This is a genomic window from Nostoc sp. NMS9, assembly GCF_017114995.1.
In the GTDB taxonomy this organism is placed as follows: domain Bacteria; phylum Cyanobacteriota; class Cyanobacteriia; order Cyanobacteriales; family Nostocaceae; genus Nostoc.
In genome coordinates this window covers 4,147-25,210 of the sequence record NZ_JABXKL010000042.1, presented here as the reverse complement: position 1 = coordinate 25,210, position 21,064 = coordinate 4,147, and the positions used below count along the sequence as shown (strand labels likewise).

At 42.4% G+C, this 21,064-nt stretch carries 21 protein-coding genes and 2 pseudogenes; 10 read left to right on the top strand and 13 right to left on the bottom strand.

The window, feature by feature from the left end; translation table 11 throughout:
* Positions 1 to 229 precede the first annotated feature (229 nt).
* The 4 genes from HWQ40_RS14390 to HWQ40_RS14375 are packed head-to-tail and all read left to right on the top strand — an operon-like array spanning position 230 to position 3,661.
* Positions 230 to 1,654 carry a hypothetical protein gene (locus HWQ40_RS14390; protein ID WP_292778816.1) on the top strand — a complete coding sequence of 475 codons (1,425 nt, stop codon included), beginning with the start codon at positions 230 to 232 and terminating at the stop codon, positions 1,652 to 1,654.
* Positions 1,655 to 1,709: 55 nt separating this feature from the next.
* Positions 1,710 to 2,123, top strand: coding sequence for a XisH family protein (locus tag HWQ40_RS14385; RefSeq protein WP_094333514.1), 414 nt, complete (start codon positions 1,710 to 1,712; stop codon positions 2,121 to 2,123).
* The gene (locus HWQ40_RS14380; protein WP_094333515.1) at positions 2,111 to 2,449 is read left to right on the top strand and encodes a XisI protein; all 339 of its coding nucleotides are present in this window, start codon (positions 2,111 to 2,113) and stop codon (positions 2,447 to 2,449) included. Before HWQ40_RS14385 ends, HWQ40_RS14380 begins: the two co-directional genes overlap by 13 nt.
* Before the next feature lie 27 nt (positions 2,450 to 2,476).
* Positions 2,477 to 3,661, top strand: coding sequence for a hypothetical protein (locus tag HWQ40_RS14375; protein ID WP_292778788.1), 1,185 nt, complete (start codon positions 2,477 to 2,479; stop codon positions 3,659 to 3,661).
* Positions 3,662 to 3,963: 302 nt separating this feature from the next.
* Here the strand turns inward: HWQ40_RS14375 and HWQ40_RS14370 are convergent, their stop codons facing one another.
* Together HWQ40_RS14370 and HWQ40_RS14365 are read right to left on the bottom strand one after the other, a co-directional pair.
* On the bottom strand, positions 3,964 to 5,775 hold the full coding sequence (locus tag HWQ40_RS14370; RefSeq protein WP_292778814.1) for a type IV secretion system DNA-binding domain-containing protein: 1,812 nt from the start codon (positions 5,773 to 5,775) through the stop codon (positions 3,964 to 3,966).
* Positions 5,758 to 5,892: pseudogene (locus HWQ40_RS14365) on the bottom strand (Tn3 family transposase); the annotation flags it as partial. The pseudogene HWQ40_RS14365 and the gene HWQ40_RS14370, both read right to left, overlap by 18 nt.
* A 327-nt stretch (positions 5,893 to 6,219) precedes the next feature.
* Between HWQ40_RS14365 and HWQ40_RS14360 the strand changes: the two are divergent.
* Positions 6,220 to 7,125 carry a cation diffusion facilitator family transporter gene (locus HWQ40_RS14360; RefSeq protein ID WP_292778787.1) on the top strand — a complete coding sequence of 302 codons (906 nt, stop codon included), beginning with the start codon at positions 6,220 to 6,222 and terminating at the stop codon, positions 7,123 to 7,125.
* Between the two features lie 272 nt (positions 7,126 to 7,397).
* Here HWQ40_RS14360 and HWQ40_RS14355 read toward each other — a convergent pair whose 3' ends face one another.
* From HWQ40_RS14355 to HWQ40_RS14315, 9 genes are all read right to left on the bottom strand, one after another.
* The gene (locus HWQ40_RS14355) at positions 7,398 to 7,802 is read right to left on the bottom strand and encodes a response regulator (RefSeq protein WP_292778786.1); all 405 of its coding nucleotides are present in this window, start codon (positions 7,800 to 7,802) and stop codon (positions 7,398 to 7,400) included.
* 654 nt (positions 7,803 to 8,456) lie between these two features.
* Positions 8,457 to 10,079: a glutamine-hydrolyzing GMP synthase gene (guaA, locus tag HWQ40_RS14350; RefSeq protein WP_292778785.1), complete on the bottom strand. Its 1,623-nt coding sequence runs from the start codon at positions 10,077 to 10,079 to the stop codon at positions 8,457 to 8,459.
* Positions 10,080 to 10,307: 228 nt separating this feature from the next.
* The gene (gene cbiD / locus HWQ40_RS14345; protein ID WP_292778784.1) at positions 10,308 to 11,423 is read right to left on the bottom strand and encodes a cobalt-precorrin-5B (C(1))-methyltransferase CbiD; all 1,116 of its coding nucleotides are present in this window, start codon (positions 11,421 to 11,423) and stop codon (positions 10,308 to 10,310) included.
* 178 nt (positions 11,424 to 11,601) lie between these two features.
* Complete coding sequence (locus tag HWQ40_RS14340) at positions 11,602 to 11,952, bottom strand: DUF5615 family PIN-like protein (RefSeq protein WP_292778783.1); 351 nt, start codon at positions 11,950 to 11,952, stop codon at positions 11,602 to 11,604.
* Complete coding sequence (locus HWQ40_RS14335) at positions 11,946 to 12,284, bottom strand: DUF433 domain-containing protein (RefSeq protein ID WP_292778781.1); 339 nt, start codon at positions 12,282 to 12,284, stop codon at positions 11,946 to 11,948. Before HWQ40_RS14335 ends, HWQ40_RS14340 begins: the two co-directional genes overlap by 7 nt.
* A gap of 216 nt (positions 12,285 to 12,500) precedes the next feature.
* Positions 12,501 to 13,352 carry a DUF3825 domain-containing protein gene (locus HWQ40_RS14330; RefSeq protein ID WP_292778779.1) on the bottom strand — a complete coding sequence of 284 codons (852 nt, stop codon included), beginning with the start codon at positions 13,350 to 13,352 and terminating at the stop codon, positions 12,501 to 12,503.
* Positions 13,353 to 13,506: 154 nt separating this feature from the next.
* On the bottom strand, positions 13,507 to 13,803 hold the full coding sequence (locus HWQ40_RS14325) for a hypothetical protein (RefSeq protein WP_292778777.1): 297 nt from the start codon (positions 13,801 to 13,803) through the stop codon (positions 13,507 to 13,509).
* A 37-nt stretch (positions 13,804 to 13,840) separates the two neighbouring features.
* On the bottom strand, positions 13,841 to 14,437 hold the full coding sequence (locus HWQ40_RS14320; protein ID WP_292778776.1) for a DUF3177 family protein: 597 nt from the start codon (positions 14,435 to 14,437) through the stop codon (positions 13,841 to 13,843).
* Positions 14,438 to 14,916: 479 nt separating this feature from the next.
* Positions 14,917 to 15,162 carry a Calvin cycle protein CP12 gene (locus HWQ40_RS14315; RefSeq protein ID WP_069074399.1) on the bottom strand — a complete coding sequence of 82 codons (246 nt, stop codon included), beginning with the start codon at positions 15,160 to 15,162 and terminating at the stop codon, positions 14,917 to 14,919.
* A 372-nt stretch (positions 15,163 to 15,534) separates the two neighbouring features.
* On the opposite strand from HWQ40_RS14315, the gene HWQ40_RS14310 reads away from it, so the two are divergent.
* The gene (locus HWQ40_RS14310) at positions 15,535 to 16,767 is read left to right on the top strand and encodes an FIST N-terminal domain-containing protein (protein ID WP_292778774.1); all 1,233 of its coding nucleotides are present in this window, start codon (positions 15,535 to 15,537) and stop codon (positions 16,765 to 16,767) included.
* Between the two features lie 94 nt (positions 16,768 to 16,861).
* On the opposite strand, the gene HWQ40_RS14305 is transcribed toward HWQ40_RS14310, so the two are convergent.
* Positions 16,862 to 17,989, bottom strand: a complete 1,128-nt coding sequence (locus tag HWQ40_RS14305) for a metallophosphoesterase (protein ID WP_292778772.1) — start codon at positions 17,987 to 17,989, stop codon at positions 16,862 to 16,864.
* 398 nt (positions 17,990 to 18,387) lie between these two features.
* Here HWQ40_RS14305 and HWQ40_RS14300 point away from each other — a divergent pair, with 398 nt between their 5' ends.
* The 4 genes from HWQ40_RS14300 to HWQ40_RS14285 all read left to right on the top strand — a co-directional run bounded on the left by HWQ40_RS14300 (position 18,388) and on the right by HWQ40_RS14285 (position 20,512).
* Positions 18,388 to 19,260: an S-methyl-5'-thioadenosine phosphorylase gene (locus HWQ40_RS14300; protein WP_292778770.1), complete on the top strand. Its 873-nt coding sequence runs from the start codon at positions 18,388 to 18,390 to the stop codon at positions 19,258 to 19,260.
* Between the two features lie 19 nt (positions 19,261 to 19,279).
* Complete coding sequence (locus HWQ40_RS14295; RefSeq protein ID WP_292778769.1) at positions 19,280 to 19,585, top strand: hypothetical protein; 306 nt, start codon at positions 19,280 to 19,282, stop codon at positions 19,583 to 19,585.
* Positions 19,586 to 20,073: 488 nt separating this feature from the next.
* A complete protein-coding gene (locus HWQ40_RS14290; RefSeq protein WP_292778767.1) occupies positions 20,074 to 20,289 on the top strand; it encodes a DUF4351 domain-containing protein in 216 nt (71 codons plus the stop codon).
* A 7-nt stretch (positions 20,290 to 20,296) separates the two neighbouring features.
* Positions 20,297 to 20,512, top strand: coding sequence for a DUF4351 domain-containing protein (locus HWQ40_RS14285; protein ID WP_292778766.1), 216 nt, complete (start codon positions 20,297 to 20,299; stop codon positions 20,510 to 20,512).
* 181 nt (positions 20,513 to 20,693) lie between these two features.
* On the opposite strand, the pseudogene HWQ40_RS14280 reads toward HWQ40_RS14285, so the two are convergent.
* Positions 20,694 to 21,064 (bottom strand): annotated as a pseudogene (locus HWQ40_RS14280) (hypothetical protein); the annotation flags it as partial.

Here is a 21,064-nt window from a genome sequence, read left to right as displayed (position 1 = left end):
AAGCTGAGAAAATCGAAGCTTTACGTCATAGAGGTTAGAGCCTCAGTATACTGAGTAAGATTTAAGTCGGATTTCTCTAGCTATTTTCTAATCTAGAACTTAAAATAGTCGTTAATACTGTTTGCGGGACTTTGGTGCGACTTCCGAACCTAGCCTGTAACGCTATCCTAGCTTGTCGTGTCGTCATTCCCCGAACAGTACCCCCTTCAAAAAAGCCACTATGCCAACAATGGACATTAATCGGGCGAACCAGCATCAGCAAGTGGCAAGGGAAGATTTAGTCATGTTTATTAATGCCTGCCTCTCCTGCACAGGACAGCGTGAATTCTATGGTGATGGTTACGGGCAGCGCGTATCTATTGACTTTTTGCACGACTATATTTTAGGTAATTACCGCTTACTCTATACCCGGACATTGGCAGCAGGAATTAACCACTTCAACCAAGCGCAGATTATCCTCAAATTACTAGCAACAGGAAAACATACACCCCCTGAACATCGACAAGAAGAAGGTGCATTAATTGCCGCAGCATTAACAGCCTTACCACCACAACGGGGTTGGGAAGTATTGCAACAATTACGGAAAAGAAGTATTAATAATCGTCGTAGCAGAGCGATCGCTCGTGATTATCTCCAGCAAAAACGTGATATTAACTTTGATGCTGTGAAGTATCGCTCTAAATTTCGAGCTATAGCCTCCCATGCTCACCTCACCCTACCAGGGGAATTAGGTAATTTTCTCTTTGGTAAATGGAAACAGCAAGTTTATCAAACAGAGCTATTCGAGACATTTCGCCAAGCACACTATAGCGCTCAAGCAGTTTATCAGTTACCCTTTACAGTTGCCGAAGGTTTAGCAGCAAAACACGGAATTAAACGAGAGGTCTTTTTATCCCGTATTCAAGAACAAATGACCTTGAATGAAAAATTGCGATTTCAAAGTTCAGCCAACCGCACAGAAGTAGAAATCGACATTAATTTAGGTCGTCTCCCCCTAACTCGTTTGGCACTATATATCCTATCTTTGCCATTGGAGACTCGCAAACAGCAGTGGGATATTTTAAACCAAGCATTAGAGAAATCTGCTGCCTTCACATTAAGAAAATCACCTCTAAAACTAGGACGAGTAGCCGCAATCCTAGATTGCAGCTACTCCAGTTCCGGTTCAGCCGAAAAACATCGTCGTCCTTTAGGGGTAGCCTTAGCTACTCATTACTTACTAAAAGCAGCATCCCAGGAATACCAAGCTTTTTGGACAGCATCAACCAGCGATCCACTGCTGATTCTACCTCGTGGACAAACAGACCTAGCTACTCCCCTACTGGATGCTTTGGACTGGGGCGCAGATTTAGTAGTACTTGTCACCGATGGTTGGGAAAACGACCCCCCCTGTGGAGCATCGGAAATTCTACGTGTATATCGCGATCGTTTAGACCCGAAACAAAAAACTTCCATTATTCATTGCAATCCTGTTTACAACGCCGATGACTTTTCTTTACACCCCCTGAGTCCCGCAATTCCCACAGTAGGATTACGAGATGCAGAAGATTTACCTACGATGTTGGGCTTTGCCCGGTTTGCTGAAGGTTCTGCATCTTTAGCTGAACTGGAAGCATATTTAGCAGAGCGAGTCAAGCAAATGTTAAGGGTGTAGGCTGTAAGGTATAGGTGTACCTCATATAGTTGAAAACCGTTGTCAATATTCCACTATGGCCAAAGACCTATTCCACCAAGCCGTCAAGCAAGCCTTAATCAAAGACGGATGGACAATTACTAGCGATCCATTAATCATTCGCATCGAGCGCGTTAAACTAGAGATTGATCTTGCTGCTGAAAAAGTATTTGCTGCTGAAAAAGATGAGCAGAAAATTGCTGTAGAAGTTAAAAGCTTTATCAATCCCTCCGTCATTACTGACTTTCATAATGCACTAGGCCAGTTTCTCAACTATCGCCTTGCCTTAGAAATGACTGAACCCGATCGCATCCTCTATTTAGCTGTTCCTATTGATATTTTTAATACTTTTTTTCAGGAGCGTTTTACTCAAGCGGCAATATCACATTATGCCCTAAAAATAATAGCATATAAACCGAATACAGAGGAGATAATCGAATGGAAAAACTAGCCAAATATCGCCAAATTGTGCGCGAATTATTAATCGCCCACGCCACCCCAAACCCCCCAAACGAACCAAATATTGAATGTCAACTCATTTTTGATACAGAACACGATCACTATCAAATTCTAGATATTGGTTGGCAAGAGTTTAATCGTATTTATGCCTGTTACATTCATTTAGACATTAAAGATAATAAAATTTGGATTCAGCACAACATGACAGAAGCCGATATTGCTCAAGAGCTAGTGGAAAGAGGAGTTCCAGCTTCAGATATTGTTTTAGGCTTGCATCCCCCATACAAACGTCCTTATACCAAATACGGTGTTGCTTAAAGTTAATAAAAATAGACACACCATCTTATGGCATCCAAAAGCAATCTGTTAGCAGACATATCACTTAAAGGACTAGAAATTGCTCCTTCTCAAATACGGGGAGCAGTGCGGATTGTGCCATTATTGCGCCATCAAGTACGTAACGACTTGCGCTTGCTGCGTCGTAGCTACGATGAGGATTTAACAGTTGTTTCCTTAACAGGAGAAATGACAGCACCAGGAATGAAATATTTTTCCTATGTTCCTCACGGACTAGTGTTGTCTTGGACTAATGACGGCAGTCCTGTGGGGGCTTTTGGGGGACAGCTTTTTAAAACAGATGGTAAACAGCTAAACTATGGTTGCGCCAGTGTCCGCTTAATGCACCGGATGGTGAAGCGGGAATCTAGTAATCAACTGAGATTTTTGCCACTGCACTTGGCAATGGAAGGCTTTTTATCAATGTTTTTCTCTGGCCCTGATATCGCCTGGAGTGAATATTCTAAGTATGCCCTTTCTCATGGGCTGGGTAGCCGAATGGAAAGCTCTTTTAGTGGACGTTACATTGCTGGACTTGAAGATGCTTTGCGGGTATTTGAAATTCACTCTCGACAGGTTGGGGTATTGGTATTTGTTGCCGAAGCATTAGCATCAGCTTTTGTAGTACCGACACCAGAGGACTATCGACTTTTGCACAATAGCTTGTTAGAAGATTTCTATGGTGAGTTATTGTACCAATACGCTTTACTGCACGATACTACTTTGACTATGAGTGTATCTTTAGATGAGTCAAAAATTAATGATTTAACAGCTTTGAGAGCAGCAGTACAAAATATGCGTTCAGATTGGGCATCGTTTCAGGGTTTCATGGCAGAGGGACTGTTAGGACGCAAGTTAATTTCCCAAAAAGTCTATACTGCTGGTTCGTTCATGTTACAAAGATTTATTACTGACCTCAACCCCAACGAAGAAAATCATATTGGGGAAGCGATTATTCGAGAGAATGGTGAATTGGAGTATTTGAAGACTTATCGCTTATCAGGAATGCAGACTCGCCGAGTTTATTTGCTGAGTCAGTTAGCAGATCATAATTGGAATTTGGATGCTACAGCTAGGAAATTGGGCAATACACGAGAGGAATTTGTGCTGCGTTTAGAAAAGGTGGGTTTTGGTTATTTGCTCAATGCAGAAGTACGACAAGCGGCATTGAAAAAAGTTAAGGGTAAAAGGTGATATTGTCTTGCTAAGATTCAGCATTAATTTTTTACAAATTAATTTCAATACATTCGTCAATTTCCGAAGGAGTAAGCTGTTGCGCGTATAAATTACACTTTTTAGGCTCTGCAACATTGTAACTCTTTAATGCTCTAGAAAATTACAGCCGCGGCACTTTATAATACTTAGTTAAACGGGGTTAACACAACCTAAAAAAGCTAAGGAAGGCTGCCTAAATCTACCAGCAAACAACTGAAGATTATACGCAGTGAGCAACAAGATATCCAACAATATTTCGCTTATTAAAAGCTACCAGCCTCTTATCCTTGCAATCCGGGTGTTTGATAAACTCGTGTTGGGAAATTTTCTAAAACATCAGTTTCACTGCTACTAGACTCCTGTGCAGGTGCTACATCTTCCTCTGGTAATGGCAACATCCGCGCTGCTGACTCAATCCGTTCATGTAATGCTTGTGTTAGCGTTTTAATATCAGGAATTATCACCTGACTTTCTAAAGCAGGTTTAACTTGTGTATCCCAAAGAGCCTCACTATCATGCGCCCGTTTTTCATCGGCTTTGGACACGGGAATAATTAAAGGATAAGGAATAGAAGCTTGTCCCTCGGAACTATAACCAGGACTGGTAATTACGCACTTACCTTGAGGAAATTTCAAAATTTCGTCAGCACTGATTACGGGCATTTTTTGTAAATTCTCACTCCAGCTAATTGAACGGCTCATTTGTCCGCCAAGCGATCGCCCAGTGGTACGATTTTTAATCAGCACTTCCTTCTCACCGTAACGCTTTGAGTAATCCTCAGCCGTTTTGTAGTTACCAGGATTGAACAAAACATGAGTACTACACGCAGAAGCGATCGCACTCCCCATCTTATCCCCATAAATATCGTAAAGTTGCTCTAAACTTTGGATACCCAGAATAAAGCAGGCACCGTTGGAACGATATTCATTAATCCACTGCGGTAATCTGTCCAGCTTAATTGATGGCAATTCATCCAAAGAAATAATCAACGGGTCTTTGCGGGGACGGCTTAAATTACCGACAATCATCAAGTGCATTGCCGCCGCCAGCAGAGGCCCAACCACACTGCGGCGTTCATCATCTAGCTTGAACACCACCATCTCTCTACCTTCAAGCTTAGTGGGAATATCCGATTTCCCTATAAATGCCCTCAGCAAATCAGCTTGGATGAAAGATGAGAAAGTACCTGCTGTTGTGGTCAAAATCCCCGAAATAGTCTTCTCTGCATCCTTGGCACTCAAAAATTGAATAAATGAAGTCGCCACCCATTCATCCAACCTTTTGGACTGTACCGCATGGTCAAGGCGCTGTACAAGTTTTGGCAACCGCAGCACAGCATAAAGCATCACCATATCTGGGTAAGGTGAACCCTTGACTAACTGTAAAAGTGCTTTAGCTAACAAGTCCCCGGCTTTAGCAAAGAACTCATCACTTTTACCACCACTGGAAACATTGCGGTTAATCACTTGTCCAATTTCTCCTGCCATTACCCCATCGCGTGCATCACGCATATAATCCAAAGGATTGATCACACCGCTAAAGGATTCACCGGGGGCAAATACTCGTACTTTATAGCCATAACGTGCAGCTAGGGGTGCATGGAGTCGTAGTTGGTCGCCCTTCTTGTCGTAGAGTAAAATCGGAAAACCTTGCTGCATAGCACTTTCTAACATCCAGTCTATGGTTGAGTAGGTTTTACCAGACCCAGGCGCACCTATTTGAGAATTTTTACTATTAGTGAAAAGCTGACTATCAGCAAGTTGATAGCCGGTGCCATTGAAACAAAAATTCAATTGGCGTAGCTGCTCTTGCTCGGTTTGTAGTACCTTAATGCACGGTAATGCCTGACCTCGGTTCTCTCCCACTGACAACAAATGCTTATCTGGTGGCAGGTTGGGATTCAAGTAACTCAAGAATACCTGAGTAATTGGTTTGTCCTTTCTGAGCCAGTAACCAGTATACAGACATCCCAAAGCACCACAGACATCAGGCGTATTCAAGTTGAAAACTGCGAACCTACCGTCTTTGCCTTTCACACTCCAAGCCAGAGCAAAAAACCCAACCTCATCCAACATTTTGGGCACAGTCTCCATATCTATCAGATAGTCGCCGAAACGCTTGATATGACTCGTCATGTAAGGACTTAACGCCGCTACATCTTCACGAGTAATTAAATATCCAGTTTTCAGTAAATCTCGCAAAATCTCAGTTAAATGGCACAGTGATGCCATGATCGTCATAATATCTTTGAAGACAATTCAATACGATCTCAGTTGATGTATTAATAACAAAGTTCATTAAAATATTACTTAAAAATTAATGCTAAAAATACGCGGTTATTTATAAAGCCATTACTAATGTCTATCCAACTTGTAGCTGTTGTTAGTTAAAAAGAATCTCAAGAAATCGATCTAAAACATAGAGGCTATAGAGAGACTTAGCTCTTACTGCGTAAGACTTTGATACACTTTATTTGTGTTTATTTGGATTTTGAGGTCTACATTAGAAGTCATAGAACTTGATGTGATAAATTATCTATGACTTACGATAACCGCGCTGAAGTAAAAAAGGTTTTAATTATTACTCTATTGCTCAACCTGTTTGTAATGGGATTGAAAGCACTTGTGGGCTACTGGACAGGTTCTTTGAGTTTGCTAGCTGATGCCTTGCATAGTGTGACAGATAGCGCCAACAACGTTTTAGGATTAATTGCGAGTAAATTTTCTTCTCCACAACCCGATCGCGAGCATCCCTATGGACACAGCAAGTTTGAAGCTGTGGGCGCTCTAGGAATAGCCTCATTTTTAGGAATAGCCTGTTTTGAAATTCTGCAAGGAGCAATCGAACGAATTCTCAAAGGTGGTGGTGAACCGATAAAAATATCGCCACCTGAGTTGTGGTTATTACTAATTGTGCTGGGTGTGAATATTTTTGTGGCCTTTTATGAACGTGCTGTGGGTAAGCGGGTAGGTAGCTCAATTCTTATAGCTGATGCGACACATACCATGAGCGACATTTGGGTAACAATCTCTGTAATTGGTGGCTTGATAGGAGTTTGGCTAGGTTATCAATGGATGGATTTGGTGTTAGCTTTTCCTGTCGCCTTATTGGTATTTTGGAGTGGCTGGTCAGTTTTAAAAGAGAATTTGCCTTGGCTTGTGGATCAAATGGCGATCGCACCAGAAGCAATACATGCGATCGCTACTTCTGTTCCAGGCGTAATTAACTGTCATGCGATCGCTTCTCGCGGCGTTCTTGGTCGTCAAGTATTCATTGAAATGCATTTAATAGTGGATGCATCAGACGTAGAAACCGCCCACCACATCACCGAAGAAGTAGAAAGCCGATTAGAAGAACGATTTCGTCCAGTGAGAATTTTAATTCACGTCGAGCCACCAGCATATAAGTCTGAGCAAATTAGCTTTGAAACTGAAGCAAAGTAGTCTTATAAATTCTAAATCACGCCTTGTTTAAGTGTAAAACAGCCCCTTTTAGAGAATAAAAAAGACTTGCTCTAATTCGCTCATTAAAAAGAAGGATTAGGGGGGATCTAGCCTGAACCCAAGCATATTGTATTATTACTGACATTTTTTTCACAAACCAATACCTTGCCAAAAGTGATGTTTTATAACCTTGATTTCTTCGTTTAAAAAATACGATAATAAGAGATGAGGTAAATAACAAATAACGACCAACAAATAACTGCATCTTTGTGTTAATTCTTATAAGAAGCAACCAAATCTGCGATGATCGCAACTAGTTCTCCTGGATCGACTGGTTTAGCCACATGAGTCTGAAAACCCGCTTCCAAAGCGCGGCTACGATACTCGCTATCACCATAAGCAGTTAAGGCGATCGCTGGAAGTTTTCCATAAATATCAGGCTTTAGTGCCCGGATCTTGCGGATAAGGGTGTAGCCATCTTCATCAGGCATAGCAATATCACAAATCAAGACATCTGGTTGCAACTCAGCTAATACTTTCAATGCTACCGCTGCCGATTCAACTGCCATAATGGTGGCTCCATCAGCTTCCAACACAGTAGTAATGTAAAAGCGGCTATCATCATCATCATCAACTACGAGGATGTTTAAGCTAGCAAGGGGAAGGGCAGGTTCCATAACACCTCCATTAATGTTGATCGAATGAAATGTATTTCTAATTTTGAGCTGCTTGTTTTTTCTCTGTCACCATACCATTGGTAATTTTACTGCGATCGCGCCGATTTTCCTAGAAAATAACTCAATTTGTCTAGTCACCATCCAATTGATGCTTAATTATTCACTGGCATTTATAATTATTGACTGGATAAAATTATGTTAATGTTTAAATTCCTTTACATTAAAAAATGAACTTTAACGAATAGTTTAAGTTCAAAAATAATCTTGCTAACTACTGACTGCTTTATTACTAACAGGTTTGGATTTTGATGGAGCTTGAAAAAAGTAAAAAAAAATAGACAATGCCGAGTCTTAAAACGAGTCAGGTCAGCATTGTCATTTTTAAATGAATATAGTTCAGATAAGTTCAAAACCTAGATGTAGAGACGCGATCAAGCGCGTCTTGAAAGACCAATTATCTACACCAATAACCCTTAACGCAAGCTTATTGAAACGGAGACGAAGACGCTCCAGATCCAGTCAGGAATTATGAGTCAGAAGTAATACACCTAACTATTAACTTGCAAACTGCTGTATGTGAATCTAAACTCCTGCAAGTAATCCGAACCATAGCAAAAAGTAATGAGCTTTTAGTTAAGTCCAATCAAAACTTGATTACTCCCATTCAATGGTTCCAGGTGGCTTAGAGGTGATGTCATAAACCACCCGATTCACCCCTTTCACCTCATTCACAATTCGTGTGGAAATCACTTCCAGGACATCATAAGGCACTCTCGCCCAATCAGCAGTCATGCCATCTTCACTGGTAACAATCCGCAAAACAATGGGGTAAGCGTAAGTACGTTGATCCCCCATAACGCCAACACTACGAATTGGCAGCAATACAGCAAATGCTTGCCAGAAATCATGATACATACCGCGTTGGTTAATTTCTTGCCGCACAATCAAATCGGCATCACGCAAAATATTTAACCGCTCAGATGTAACTTCCCCCAGAATACGAATTGCTAAACCAGGCCCAGGAAAAGGCTGCCGTTGAACAATTTCTTCTGGTAAACCAATGGAACGCCCAAGTTTGCGGACTTCATCTTTAAATAGTTTCCGCAGAGGTTCCACTAATTTAAATCTTAAGTCTTTGGGCAAACCACCAACATTGTGATGACTCTTAATTTTCACCGCTACCCGCTCACCAGTTTGGGGATCAACATTGGTGTCCGCAGATTCGATCACATCTGGATAAAGAGTTCCTTGAGCTAGATAGTCAAAGTGACCGAGGCGCTTGGATGTTTCCTCAAATACACTGATAAATTCGTGTCCGATGCGGCGGCGTTTTTCTTCAGGATCTGTGATCCCAGCAACTTTAGCCAAAAAGCGATCGCGGGCGTTAACATATTCAACAGGAATGTGAAACTGCTCTTGAAACAGCTTTACTAATCGCTCTGGCTCATATTTTCGCATAAAGCCTTGATCTATAAACACGCAAGTCAGTTGCTCGCCAATTGCTTTGTATAGTAAGAAAGCCAGGGTAGAAGAATCCACTCCACCAGACAGCGCCAACAGCACCCGCTTTTCACCAACTCTGGCGCGAATTTCTCGAATTGCCTCTTCGACAAAAGCCGCTGTTGTCCAAGTGGGTTCGCAATCGCAGATATGGTAGACAAAATTACGGATTAATGCTATACCACCAACAGAATGTACCACCTCTGGATGGAACTGAACGCCGTAAAGTTTCCTTTTATGGTCAGCAATGGCAGCACAAGGAGTATTTTCTGTATGTGCCAGCAATTCAAACCCTGATGGCATTTGGATAACTGAGTCTCCATGACTCATCCACATGGTAGTGCCATCTTCAACATTAGTGAGCAAATCTGTGGGATCGTCGATATATAATGAGGCTTTGCCGTATTCACCTCGATCGGCCTTTGCCACTTCCCCACCGAGTTGGTTTACCATCAACTGCATCCCATAGCAAACACCCAAAACGGGTATTCCCAAATTCCAGATTTCTGGATCGCAATGGGGAGCTTTATCACCATAAACTGAACTTGGACCACCTGAGAGGATGATTCCTTTAGGATTGAGTTGGCGCAAATGTTCAGAAGTAGTGCGATAGGACAAAACTTCAGAGTATACTTGAGTTTCGCGGATGCGACGGGCAATCAGCTCAGAATATTGAGAGCCAAAATCCAGAATTACAATCAATTGGCGATCAAGCCGCCCAAAAGTTTCTAATGTTTGGGGCGCTTGTTCTGTTGGTAGAGTCACCGCTGTATTCATGACGGGAGTGTTATATCTGTTAAGGATAAATAGATGCTTTGTGGTCTATGGTGATGCTATTATCCAGCCTGGATAGGCTGACAATAGTATAGAAAGCGTTGACAAACGCTCGTTTACGTGCATTTGTCAAACCCCGAAGTTGGAGATGGTATTAAAACGATAAATCTACCCGAGAGTGGTTACTTAAAGGATTATTTTTTTGGATTGTTTACGATTATTCATAATAAATTAACATAATTTTCCCATCAACAGACCAGCAGTTTTACTCTTCACGATAATTTTGCGATCGCGATCAAAGAGAATAGAGCCACAGACTGTTACTCTTGTGCCGCTTTCGCTATGACTTTGGATGTATTCTTGGGAACGAACATCGATAGTTTCGGCGATCGCACTGTAAACTTTATTTACCCAATCACTACCAGTTGCAGCATCTAGGGATTTTAGGTGTGTTAGTGCTGCTTCAGCGGTTGCACTGTTAAACACAGCTTGGATATCTAGTGATTTTAAACCTGCGATCGCACAGTGGGCTGCTAAAATTTCCCGCCGTCCATCAGCTAAGTAATGATGGGTGTGAAAAATCCCCCCAGCTAGCTTCATCAGCTTACCGTGATAGCCAAATAATAAGATTTCTTTTACACCCAGCACATCAGCTTCTACTAACATTGGGCCAAGCCAGTTAGCAGTTTTGACTAATTGTTCAGGATTAATCCCTAGTTTACGCGCCAAATCTAGGCCATTCTCTCCGATACAAAATACTAAACTCTCAAAACGACTGGCTTTATTTTGTAATTCCGCCCGAAAAACTGCAAGCTGATCTGGTGTACTTAAAGGTTGAGAAATACCGGTTGTGCCTAAAAGAGAAAGTCCTTCAACCACACCAAAAGCAGAATTTGAAGTCCGAACAGCAAGCGATCGCCCTTCGGGTAAAATAATTGTCACCGTGATTTTTTCCCCAGGTGCTAGCATCCGTTGCAAATTCTCTTGCAAAAGCCTTTGAGCGTATGCATAAATAGCAGGCTTGTCGTCAGCATTCATTTGTCTGCCAATTCCTTCCCCACCTTTAATAATTACTGCATCATCACCCTGTTCTCGCCATTCCACCAATGCCCAAATCGGTGTATCTTTAGTTAAATCGAGATTATCACCAGGATCGCTGCGAGTGATCGCTAAAGCTGTATTCTCAGATAGTCCTGCTACCTGTTCAATGGGGATTTCTGCGATTTGAGCGGGTTCAATCAAATCTATAGATGCTAAAGTTAGGGGTTGGCGATCGCGTAACCAATGTAAAGCTGCAACGGCCGCAGCGCAGGCAAATACTGGGAGTGTGTATCCAGAACGGGACATTTTGTAAATTTAAAAGTCAAAATAATTATTTAAAATTGTTCGCGCAGCGTCTCGTAGAGAAGATAGTTTCAGATAGCTTGCTTTCTTCAGAATAACGGCTAAGATGATCGGCAGCAGATATTCTTTGCATCCACACCAACGGCTTTTGGTGTCCGCTTCATCGCTTTGTTAGACCGCTTTACCAGGGTAGATACTGAACTTGACCTTCTAGTTCTCCCTCCTGGCTACACTCTACAAGTACAAGAATATCTTCAATGACCCGTCCGACCGGTGTATCTAGGCTGACTTCGATAACTCCTGGCATGGTCTGACCTTGCCTAACTCGCTCGTATGCATAGCGAGTAATTGTAGAAACGTCATGGGTAAGCAGGATACGTCCTTCTTGGGCTGCCCAATCCAGGATAGTTGGATCATCTTTGCCTGATAACCCAAGGTCTTGTACACGAACGACGTCGATTTCCGGGCTACGGCGGAATAATCCTCTAACAACCGTATTATCGAAATTTTCATCCGCAAGGAATTTTAACATGCTTCCTGTGCTGCTTTGCGCGCAAGCAAGCGATCGCGTAAGCCTTGTGGGTCAAAATTCGCTTGATTTATTGCCCGAATCTCTTGTGATTGCTGCCATCGCTGTTGCAAGTAGGCTTCTACTTCCGGTTGATGATTGAGGTAGAAGGCGATCGTAGCGTAAATGTCAGCTAAATTGAGCGACGGATAGCGATAAACAATTTCCTCTGCTGTCGCGCCTTGCTTAAAGACAGCAACCACAGTGTCCAATGTGACGCGGGTTTTGCCGACAAGAACTACACCATCCTCATTCGATTTTAGAGGAGCAGGTTCGGCAATAATTGATAGTGTCATGAACGCCTTTCAATTCATTGCTTTGATAGTAGCAAACCTTGGTCTGCTGATCCCAAGGTTTCGAGGGGATAAGCACGATTTAGGCATTGCAACTTACAGATAACCTCTCACTACGCCCCAACAGAAGAGTTACTGGGCTAACGTTCCCAATCAGCGGCGACAAATAGTCTTGAAGTCAGCATCAACAAGTTTCGTCAGTCCGCCGCATTGAGGTTGTTATGCCGCGCTTGCACTCTCAACAGATACTCCATCTGCATTTTCGGGATCTTCAAGCGTAGCCTCAGACGTTTGCTCTGCGTATTGCTGCCATGCTGATAGTAACCAAGAAGGAAGTTGATCATGGCGTTTGACAGCTACACGAGCTTTTGCATATGCCATGTGTGGCTCTAGCACAGTCCGAACTAATAGACTATTGGCATTGATTTGTATCGGCGCAATTGCATCAGGGGCATGGGTTATGTCTTCGCGGGTCTGTAGATAGAGCGGTACTAGATAGTGCATCTTGCCGTAGTACCAGTATGAAAACTGCAAGTTGCGATTGATAGACCATTGTATAGATCCTGCAATAGCACACATCTGAGCAACCCTGGGTGTTTTAGCAAGAAACGGAATGCGATCTGGATGATCAGTAAGGATATGATCATGCATCATCACAATTTCCGCGCCTGGTTTAATCATCAAAGGTTCTGGAATTTCAGGGGGAACTGGCAATTCAGACGCAGAAATTTGAGAACCAGCAGTCACTAAATACCAAGGTGGTTGGTTGACTTTATTTTGCTCAAAAACTAAATAAATCGGAGTGCCGTACCTTGTTTGTAAATGACCTGCCGTTACATATAGTTGATTAGCACTATGGGTAAAATTACCTTGTTCGATGCTCCAGAGAACGTGAACCGCAAGGTAGAACTTCAACACAAAATTGTTATTGCCCCAAGTCTCATTGAGCGCGCTGGCTCCTATCTTCTCAAGTAACTCATCACGAATGTATGCAAAACGAGTAAAGCGGGAAACTACCTGGTTAGTGTACGGATCGCCCAGTTGTGCCACTAGTGCATCACGCTCAAACATTGATACTATACCCAACTACTTGGTGTAAAGAAGACTTAACCGAAACCACTTTAACTGATAAATTCAGTGGTGTGGCTAGTGATTATACACAATCTTTTCGTATAAATTACTTTTCATTGGAGAAGATTATTACGAATTACGAATTAGTAATTAGTTAAACACCTACTTCTGATAATAGAGCTTCCATAGCTTCCCAAGAGAGTCCTTGTTGAATATAAAGGGGTGCTTCAGGATTGTAAGGACTGGCTACTCGGTCAATGTTGAGGATGTTTGCCCCATCTGGTAGAACTGGTACATCTGCATCAAATGCCGTTGGGCGCATCAAAGAACTGGAAAAGCCTTTGAAAATAGCAATTGTATCTTGCTCATCGACAATTTCCACCGTTACAATTAGGACTTCTTGGGGGCGTTTAGCGGTGTATTGTTCTAGTCGCTTGCCAATGGAATCCATTTTTTTAAGAGTAGGGCGTATGGTGGTGCAACGACAGTTACTGTGGTGTGGCTGAACGTCCCTGCTTGCCCAGCTTAATCAGAACAAAATAGCTCAAGTAAAGCACATAAATTACTAAACTAGTTATGCCAAGAAAACCTAAGAACTCAGCCTTGCTGTTAGCATGAAAATATTCTTTGAATAGCAACGGAGCCTCGAACCAGACACGACAATAGGGAGTCTTCAGCATATTGCCAGAAAAAGCACAACCCAAAAAAGGGATAAAGGCGAGTGTGCCCAAAAAACAATAAACAGTTGTCGCCCAGCGCCAAGAGGTAAAAATAAATTTCAAAGATCCACTGGTTTGATACTCAATTTCATCGTTGATATCCACCCAGAACCACAGCGAAATCGGGATCAAAATCTGAGCTATCAACCCAGAGATAAAGCTAACTGGATACTGGGCAATCATTAAGTAAATCGTGATTGCCACCAAGCTTGATACTCGCCAGTATATAGCCAATAAGCGTTGTATGCCTTCTGCTTTTTGTACAAATGCCCAAATCAGAAGAATTAGCGGAATAATTACCAGGAATAATACTGCCAGTCGGTAATCAATCCAGACGAAAGGTCGAAACCAAATATCATAGTCCATATTTTTTCTCAAACAATAGATAAAAAGAAGTCAGGAGTCCGAATAAATAAAGTGGGATTTTATACCACTACTTGATTGTAGACTGCTAAATCAGGCAGGGGTATTAAACCCTTTTATTCAGGAGTCAGTCGGACTGCAATTCATCCTGAATTCTTCTTGATAATAGTTTATTGAACCTCGTATGACTAGAAGTCACGAGTATTACAAAAAATTTATAGGGGCGTACATCTGTACGCCCCTACTGCCAATTAATTGGTTGTTTAATTTATGAAAATCGCAACTTATCCCTTTGGAAGAAGCATATTGATTCAAATAAGGAATTTATTTTTTGTTTCCACGACTAAAATCGGTAGCTCTAAATAAAACGCTTGCGAGTTGAGGACATTGGTGAGTTTCCACGTCCTCCACTCTAGGCGTCTTCTTTAGTCAATGCTGGTTGTTTGCTGACCAAACAACAGAAAATCCAGTTGCCTCAATTCCTAGTCGTCGTAAACCCGGCATTCAATTGCATCTGGGTTGTCATCACAATACTGTTCTAAAGAATTTTTTGGCTTGCTTTGGCGCTTGTGCGAAGCTTCGGCTTGCAATTCTTCTACTGCATCCCAAGCAGCAGCACACTCTGGTGAGTTGCTACCGTTAATATCACAGACAGTACGCGCTTGTTCCACTTCTTCTTGGATTTTCTCTTGGATGTCGCCTTTTGCTGTTTCTTGGATGTTGGTCATTGCTTTAATCTCGTTGTGTGTTGTTAATACTAGTATAGAAAATGTTCAGAAATGGTAGTTTTTCGCTTGATTACTAACCATTCTAACCATTTAGCCGATGGTAAGTTAGTTTTTAGCCTATTGATTTATAACCAATACAGCAAGCTACCCTATCTATAATGGATTTACCTTTATTTTTTAAGATTTTGTGGAATTAGTAGCATAGATAAATAATCATACAATATATTTAGATGCCTATATTAGGGAATGACAACCCCAGCTTCTTGGGATGGAGGAGACAAAGGGCTGGCATCAATTCTTGTAAGATGCAATTCTTCCCAAAATAAAAAGTCAAAATCTACTAGCCTAAAAAGAGAAAGAAGCTCAAAACTCATGGCAGACCAAATGCAGTGGGCAAATGCCCTATCAACCCGCCATTCTCTGGAAGCCGCTGTTACAGATGTGGTAGAACGAGCTGTTTCATCGTTAACAGCACCTGCGGATCTAGGACTGGTATTCATTTCGTCTGCTTTTACGAGTGAGTATTCCCGACTGTTACCCTTGTTAGCTGAAAAACTTTCTGTGCCTGTGCTAATTGGCTGTAGTGGTGGTGGCGTAATTGGGACGACAGTTAGCGGAGAAACCCAAGAATTAGAAGCTGAACCAGCTATTAGCTTGACTTTAGCATACCTTCCAGGAGTGAAGATTCAAGTTTTTCATGTTGTTGCTGAAGAATTACCTGACTTAGACAGTTCACCAGATGCTTGGCTTGATTTGATCGGTGTGCCACCATCACCGACACCGCAGTTCATCTTGCTGTCTAGTTCCTTTGCCTCTGGAATCAACGATTTGTTGCAGGGGCTGGATTTTGCTTATCCAGGATCGGCGATCGTGGGGGGACAGGCTAGTGGTGGAGGTATGGGTGGTCGTGTTGCCCTTTTTTGTAACGATACTAACGGTGAGGAACAGCAAAACTTATATCGTGAGGGCACTGTTGGTATAGCTTTGACTGGCAATATTGTTTTGGAAACGATTGTCGCCCAAGGATGTCGACCGATTGGCAAGCCATTGCAAGTTACAAAAGCCGATCGCAATATTATTCTAGAGTTAGATGATAAAGTGCCTTTGGTGGTGTTGCGAGATTTGATTGCTAGTCTCAGCGAACAAGAACGGATTTTAGCACAGCACTCTCTGTTTGTTGGTGTGGCAATGGATGAATTTAAGCTAGCTTTGCAGCAAGGAGACTTTTTAATTCGTGGTATTCTTGGAGTCGATCCAAATGCTGGGGCGATCGCAATTGGCGATCGCGTCCGTCCTGGTCAAAGGCTGCAATTCCACCTCCGCGATGCCCAAGCCTCTGCTGAAGACCTCGAATTACTCCTCCAAAGTTATCAACACCAACGAGAATCTGAACCCTCTGCTGTAGCTGCTTTAATGTTTTCCTGTCTGGGACGAGGTGAAGGACTCTATGGTAAACCCAACTTCGATTCTGAATTATTTCAGCGCTACCTTAACGATATTCCTGTAGGTGGCTTTTTCTGTGGCGGTGAAATCGGCCCTGTCGGTGGCAGAACCTTTTTACACGCCTACACTTCAGCATTTGGAATTTGTCGCCAAAATCAGTAATCAGTGCTAAACCAATTTTAGATTTTGAATTTTGGATTTTGGATTGAACTAAAAATCTAAAATCTAAAATCTAAAATCCAAAATTGAATCACTCCTAACTCTTATTCAGCATAAGTGTGCTGTTATTATCAATCAGAGTCAAAGTTCCACCAGTGGCGATGCCTGGATGGGGCTGTGATGCACTATATGTCTGAATGTAGCGCCGCACTTCTGGGGGAAAATGAGGGTAATCTAACACCGCATCTCCATCGGCAATGGTTGCCCAGAAGTCGCGCAAACCAGGAGCTAATTTTTTTGCCTGTGATAATGGTAAGTTTAATGGAGACTGAGTTAGTAGCTTAATTAGGAAAGGGAAAGAGCGATCACCCATCCACTGTCGTGATAACTGTTGCAAGTCAGGGAACTCTGGCACTGACTCTACGCGATGGGATAAAATTTGCAACGATTCTTTACCTTGGTTATCCCGATGAAACTCTAGCACTCGGTAAGGGTGAGGATAGCTCACTAAAGAGCCAGTGGTAATATCATATACTCCATCTGAGTAAGCAATATCCTGAATGTGCAAATGTCCAGTAAACACTAGCTTGACTCCGTAGTGCCTCAGCAACTGCAACAGTTCTGCTGAATTCGACAACATATAACGATTTGCCAGTGGATGGTTCGATTGATTAGGCAAATGTTCCACTACATTATGATGCACCATCACCAAAACTAAGTCATCACCAGATGCCGCCAGCACCTCTTCTAACCACCGTAGCTGTTTGCCATCCAAACACCCCACTTGCTCTCCCTGGTCATTAAAGGAGTTAGAATTTAGTCCAATCAGCTTAACTCCAGGCAGTAATTGACGAATGTAGTAAATCTGGCGTGGATCTTCGTAGCCAAATTTCGTGTAATAGTAGGGAAAATCTGCAAAAGCAATTGATTGCTGATCAGCCAACAGCACAGGAACGTCATGATTACCAGGAATAACATAGACGGGAAAAGGTAGCTGGGCTAAACATTGTTGCAACCAGGCGTGGTTCTCTGGTTCGCCGTGCTGGGTTAAATCTCCTGGCAATAACAAGAAATCTAAATCGAGTTGTGTTAAATGTTCTAGTACACTTTTAAATGCTGAGATACTTACTTCTACCAGATGAAATCGGCTGGGATGATCCCAGATTGTGTGAGGAAGTGCCAGGTGTAAGTCGCTGACTACCGCAAAGCGAAAATTGAGAGTCATTGATTTATGAAAATGTTAAAAGCAGGGGTTAAAATAAGCCTTTTCCCAAAAGTATAACGCTTGCTTTGTTTCCCTGTGTAGGAGTGCCTATACTTAATATTTGTATACATTAAGCATTGATTACACACTATGGTGACGATTAACTTAAGGGCTAATCATAACCATTTAATCTCCAAAAATTATCGGAAATTTGATTGCTAAAAATTATTAATTAACCCTCGAATAACTGGGTGATGATTTCTATCTACACCTAAACAAACAATTAATGGGTAATAATTCAATAGTGTTAGTGGTACGAAATGCGATCGCATATCTCATCGTAGACATCGCTTTGTTTTCTGCTACTCCCCTTTTCGATAAAATAACTGAGCAGATCGGTAAAGAACAGGTTCAGAATCATGGCTCAAGCTAGTATTGGAATTATTGGTGGTAGCGGTCTTTACAAAATGGATGCCCTCAAAGATGTCGAAGAGGTGCGAGTCGAGACTCCTTTTGGTTCACCATCTGATGCTTTGATTCTGGGGACATTGGATGGTACACGGGTAGCTTTTTTGGCGCGTCATGGCCGCAATCACACGCTTCTACCCTCTGAGTTACCGTTTCGCGCTAATATCTATGCGATGAAGCAATTGGGTGTGAAGTATTTAATTTCAGCTAGTGCTGTGGGTTCCTTGAAGGAAGAGGCGAAACCACTGGATATGGTGGTGCCAGATCAGTTTATCGACAGAACGAAAAATCGAATTTCAACGTTTTTCGGTGAGGGAATTGTTGCTCACATTGCCTTTGGCGATCCAATTTGTAAGAACTTAGCTGCTGTATTGGCAGATGCGATCGCATCTCTCAATTTACCAGATGTTACTCTCCATCGCGGTGGTACTTATGTGTGCATGGAAGGGCCAGCTTTTTCCACAAAGGCAGAATCGCATCTTTACCGCAGTTGGGATGCAACAATCATTGGGATGACGAATTTACCTGAAGCGAAGTTGGCAAGGGAAGCGGAAATTGCATACTCAACTTTAGCGCTGGTGACAGATTACGATTGTTGGCATCCAGGCCATGACAGTGTGACGGTGGAGATGGTGATTGGCAATTTGCTGCGGAATGCTGTGAATGCTCAAAAGGTGATTCAAGAAACTGTGCGGCGCTTGAGTGAAAATCCACCGCCGAGTGAGGCGCATTCGGCGTTGCAACATGCGATTTTGACTCAGTTGGATAAAGCACCAGCAGCGACGAAGGAAAAGTTAGGGTTATTGTTGCAGAAGTATTTGTAGTCTTGGTAATGAATGAGTGATGTCTACGCCTACGCAGTTTCTTATTACAGGTTTGCGTAAAAGCGTAGCGTTTTTAATGCAGGGGAACGCATTGGCATTGTTAGGCGACACAATGGCATTGTCAGGCAACACAATGGCATTGTCAGGCAACACAATGGCATTGTCAGGCAACACAATGGCATTGTCAGGCAACACAATGGCATTGTCAGGCAACACAATGGCATTGTCAGGCAACACAATGGCATTGTCAGGCGACACAATGGCATTGCAGGGGATTGCAAAATTTAATTTGCTACAAATTAATGAAATGCTGTATTTAGATTAGAGCAAGAGCGATCGCAACGACGGGCTATTGGGTGACGCACCATAGGTTGCTGAAGCTATTGAGCAAATAAACGATACCCGAACACAAAGTAATATTGCTGCGTCAACGGCAGTATTAGCTGGGCTAGTATTAAACAAGGAACTGATTAAAAGGTTATTACCGAAAAATTGGGTTTAAAGCCCCGCCCATAAGCGAGCGGCTTTTGTGGTAGTATAACTCTAGTGGTAAAGCGCACAAATCAAAAACGAAGTAGGTCAAGCGGACAACTCCTGATCCGGAACCCTGGTAGTATAAATCCTAAATCTTGTACAAATGTGGGAGTAAAGTCAGAAATTAAAAACCTTTTCAAACGCGGTCGGGCAGTCCGTGTGCGCTTGTGGACGTATCTAAACGGGGAAATTTGAATACTTGTATTCAGGTTTCCAGGGAGGACGGATGAAGCAAGAATCCTCGTCTCTTTAGAGCGAGGAGTGTCAAGGAGTGATGCTATGCGCGAGTCTGTAATTTATCAGGATATTTTGCAGGAAGGAGCTTTATCGATTGTTATGCGACAACTTCGTCGTCAAGTCGGAACTGTCCCACCTGCACAGCTATTGAAAATTCAAGCTTTAGACTCAACACAGTTGGATGATTTAGCTGAGGCTTTACTTGATTTTTCGGGTTTAACCGATTTAGAAGCTTGGTTAGCGCAAAATCAAGGTTAGTGATGCTATGCGCAAGTCTGTAATTTATCAGGATATCCAGCAGGAAAAAGCTTTATCGATTGTTATGCGGCTACTTCGCCGTAAGGTCGGAACTGTTTCACCTGCACAGTTATTGAAAATTCAAGCTTTAGACTCAACACAGTTGGATGATTTAGCAGAGGCTTTACTTGATTTTTCGGGTTTAACCGATTTAGAAGCTTGGTTAGCGCAAAATCAAAGTTAGTATAGCAGAATTACTAATAAGCGATGTCTACGACGGGCTACGCCTACGCAACAATGGGCTAATCATACAAGCGATCGCACTTCCTCAGATTACAGCAAAAGCGATCGCTATGACGCACTATTCGGTGACGCACCAAGGTAATTCCCAATCCAAAATCTAAAATCCAAAATCTAAAATGGTATCACCTGCGTGTGCCAATATCATCACATAGATGGCGATCGTTCTGGCTCACATTGGGGTTGTTTTGCAAATAATCGCGCACCCAAGCACAACCCTTAATTATTAAATCATCCAAATTGAGATTCCACAGGATCACCGTCTTATCATTACTGGCAGAGACAATGATTTGACCGTCGGGGCTAAATGCCACGCTATTAACCGAACTGCTATGACCTTGGAGAGTTTGTAACAGTTGCCCATTGTGATTCCACAACTTCACCGTCTTGTCACTACTGGCAGAGGCAATGGTTTGACCGTTGGGGCTAAATGCCACGCTATTAACCGAACTGCTATGACCTTGGAGAGTTTGTAACAGTTGCCCATTGTGATTCC

Excerpts from the sequence above, each read along its gene's own strand:
- HWQ40_RS14390 (WP_292778816.1), top strand. The coding sequence starts at position 230 with ATGGACATTAATCGGGCGAACCAGCATCAGCAAGTGGCAAGGGAAGAT.
- HWQ40_RS14385 (WP_094333514.1), top strand. The coding sequence starts at position 1,710 with ATGGCCAAAGACCTATTCCACCAAGCCGTCAAGCAAGCCTTAATCAAA.
- HWQ40_RS14380 (WP_094333515.1), top strand. The coding sequence starts at position 2,111 with ATGGAAAAACTAGCCAAATATCGCCAAATTGTGCGCGAATTATTAATC.
- HWQ40_RS14375 (WP_292778788.1), top strand. The coding sequence starts at position 2,477 with ATGGCATCCAAAAGCAATCTGTTAGCAGACATATCACTTAAAGGACTA.
- HWQ40_RS14370 (WP_292778814.1), bottom strand. The coding sequence starts at position 5,775 with ATGGAGACTGTGCCCAAAATGTTGGATGAGGTTGGGTTTTTTGCTCTG.
- HWQ40_RS14360 (WP_292778787.1), top strand. The coding sequence starts at position 6,220 with ATGACTTACGATAACCGCGCTGAAGTAAAAAAGGTTTTAATTATTACT.
- HWQ40_RS14355 (WP_292778786.1), bottom strand. The coding sequence starts at position 7,802 with ATGGAACCTGCCCTTCCCCTTGCTAGCTTAAACATCCTCGTAGTTGAT.
- guaA (WP_292778785.1), bottom strand. The coding sequence starts at position 10,079 with ATGAATACAGCGGTGACTCTACCAACAGAACAAGCGCCCCAAACATTA.
- cbiD (WP_292778784.1), bottom strand. The coding sequence starts at position 11,423 with ATGTCCCGTTCTGGATACACACTCCCAGTATTTGCCTGCGCTGCGGCC.
- HWQ40_RS14340 (WP_292778783.1), bottom strand. The coding sequence starts at position 11,952 with ATGTTAAAATTCCTTGCGGATGAAAATTTCGATAATACGGTTGTTAGA.
- HWQ40_RS14335 (WP_292778781.1), bottom strand. The coding sequence starts at position 12,284 with ATGACACTATCAATTATTGCCGAACCTGCTCCTCTAAAATCGAATGAG.
- HWQ40_RS14330 (WP_292778779.1), bottom strand. The coding sequence starts at position 13,352 with ATGTTTGAGCGTGATGCACTAGTGGCACAACTGGGCGATCCGTACACT.
- HWQ40_RS14325 (WP_292778777.1), bottom strand. The coding sequence starts at position 13,803 with ATGGATTCCATTGGCAAGCGACTAGAACAATACACCGCTAAACGCCCC.
- HWQ40_RS14320 (WP_292778776.1), bottom strand. The coding sequence starts at position 14,437 with ATGGACTATGATATTTGGTTTCGACCTTTCGTCTGGATTGATTACCGA.
- HWQ40_RS14315 (WP_069074399.1), bottom strand. The coding sequence starts at position 15,162 with ATGACCAACATCCAAGAAACAGCAAAAGGCGACATCCAAGAGAAAATC.
- HWQ40_RS14310 (WP_292778774.1), top strand. The coding sequence starts at position 15,535 with ATGGCAGACCAAATGCAGTGGGCAAATGCCCTATCAACCCGCCATTCT.
- HWQ40_RS14305 (WP_292778772.1), bottom strand. The coding sequence starts at position 17,989 with ATGACTCTCAATTTTCGCTTTGCGGTAGTCAGCGACTTACACCTGGCA.
- HWQ40_RS14300 (WP_292778770.1), top strand. The coding sequence starts at position 18,388 with ATGGCTCAAGCTAGTATTGGAATTATTGGTGGTAGCGGTCTTTACAAA.
- HWQ40_RS14295 (WP_292778769.1), top strand. The coding sequence starts at position 19,280 with ATGTCTACGCCTACGCAGTTTCTTATTACAGGTTTGCGTAAAAGCGTA.
- HWQ40_RS14290 (WP_292778767.1), top strand. The coding sequence starts at position 20,074 with ATGCGCGAGTCTGTAATTTATCAGGATATTTTGCAGGAAGGAGCTTTA.
- HWQ40_RS14285 (WP_292778766.1), top strand. The coding sequence starts at position 20,297 with ATGCGCAAGTCTGTAATTTATCAGGATATCCAGCAGGAAAAAGCTTTA.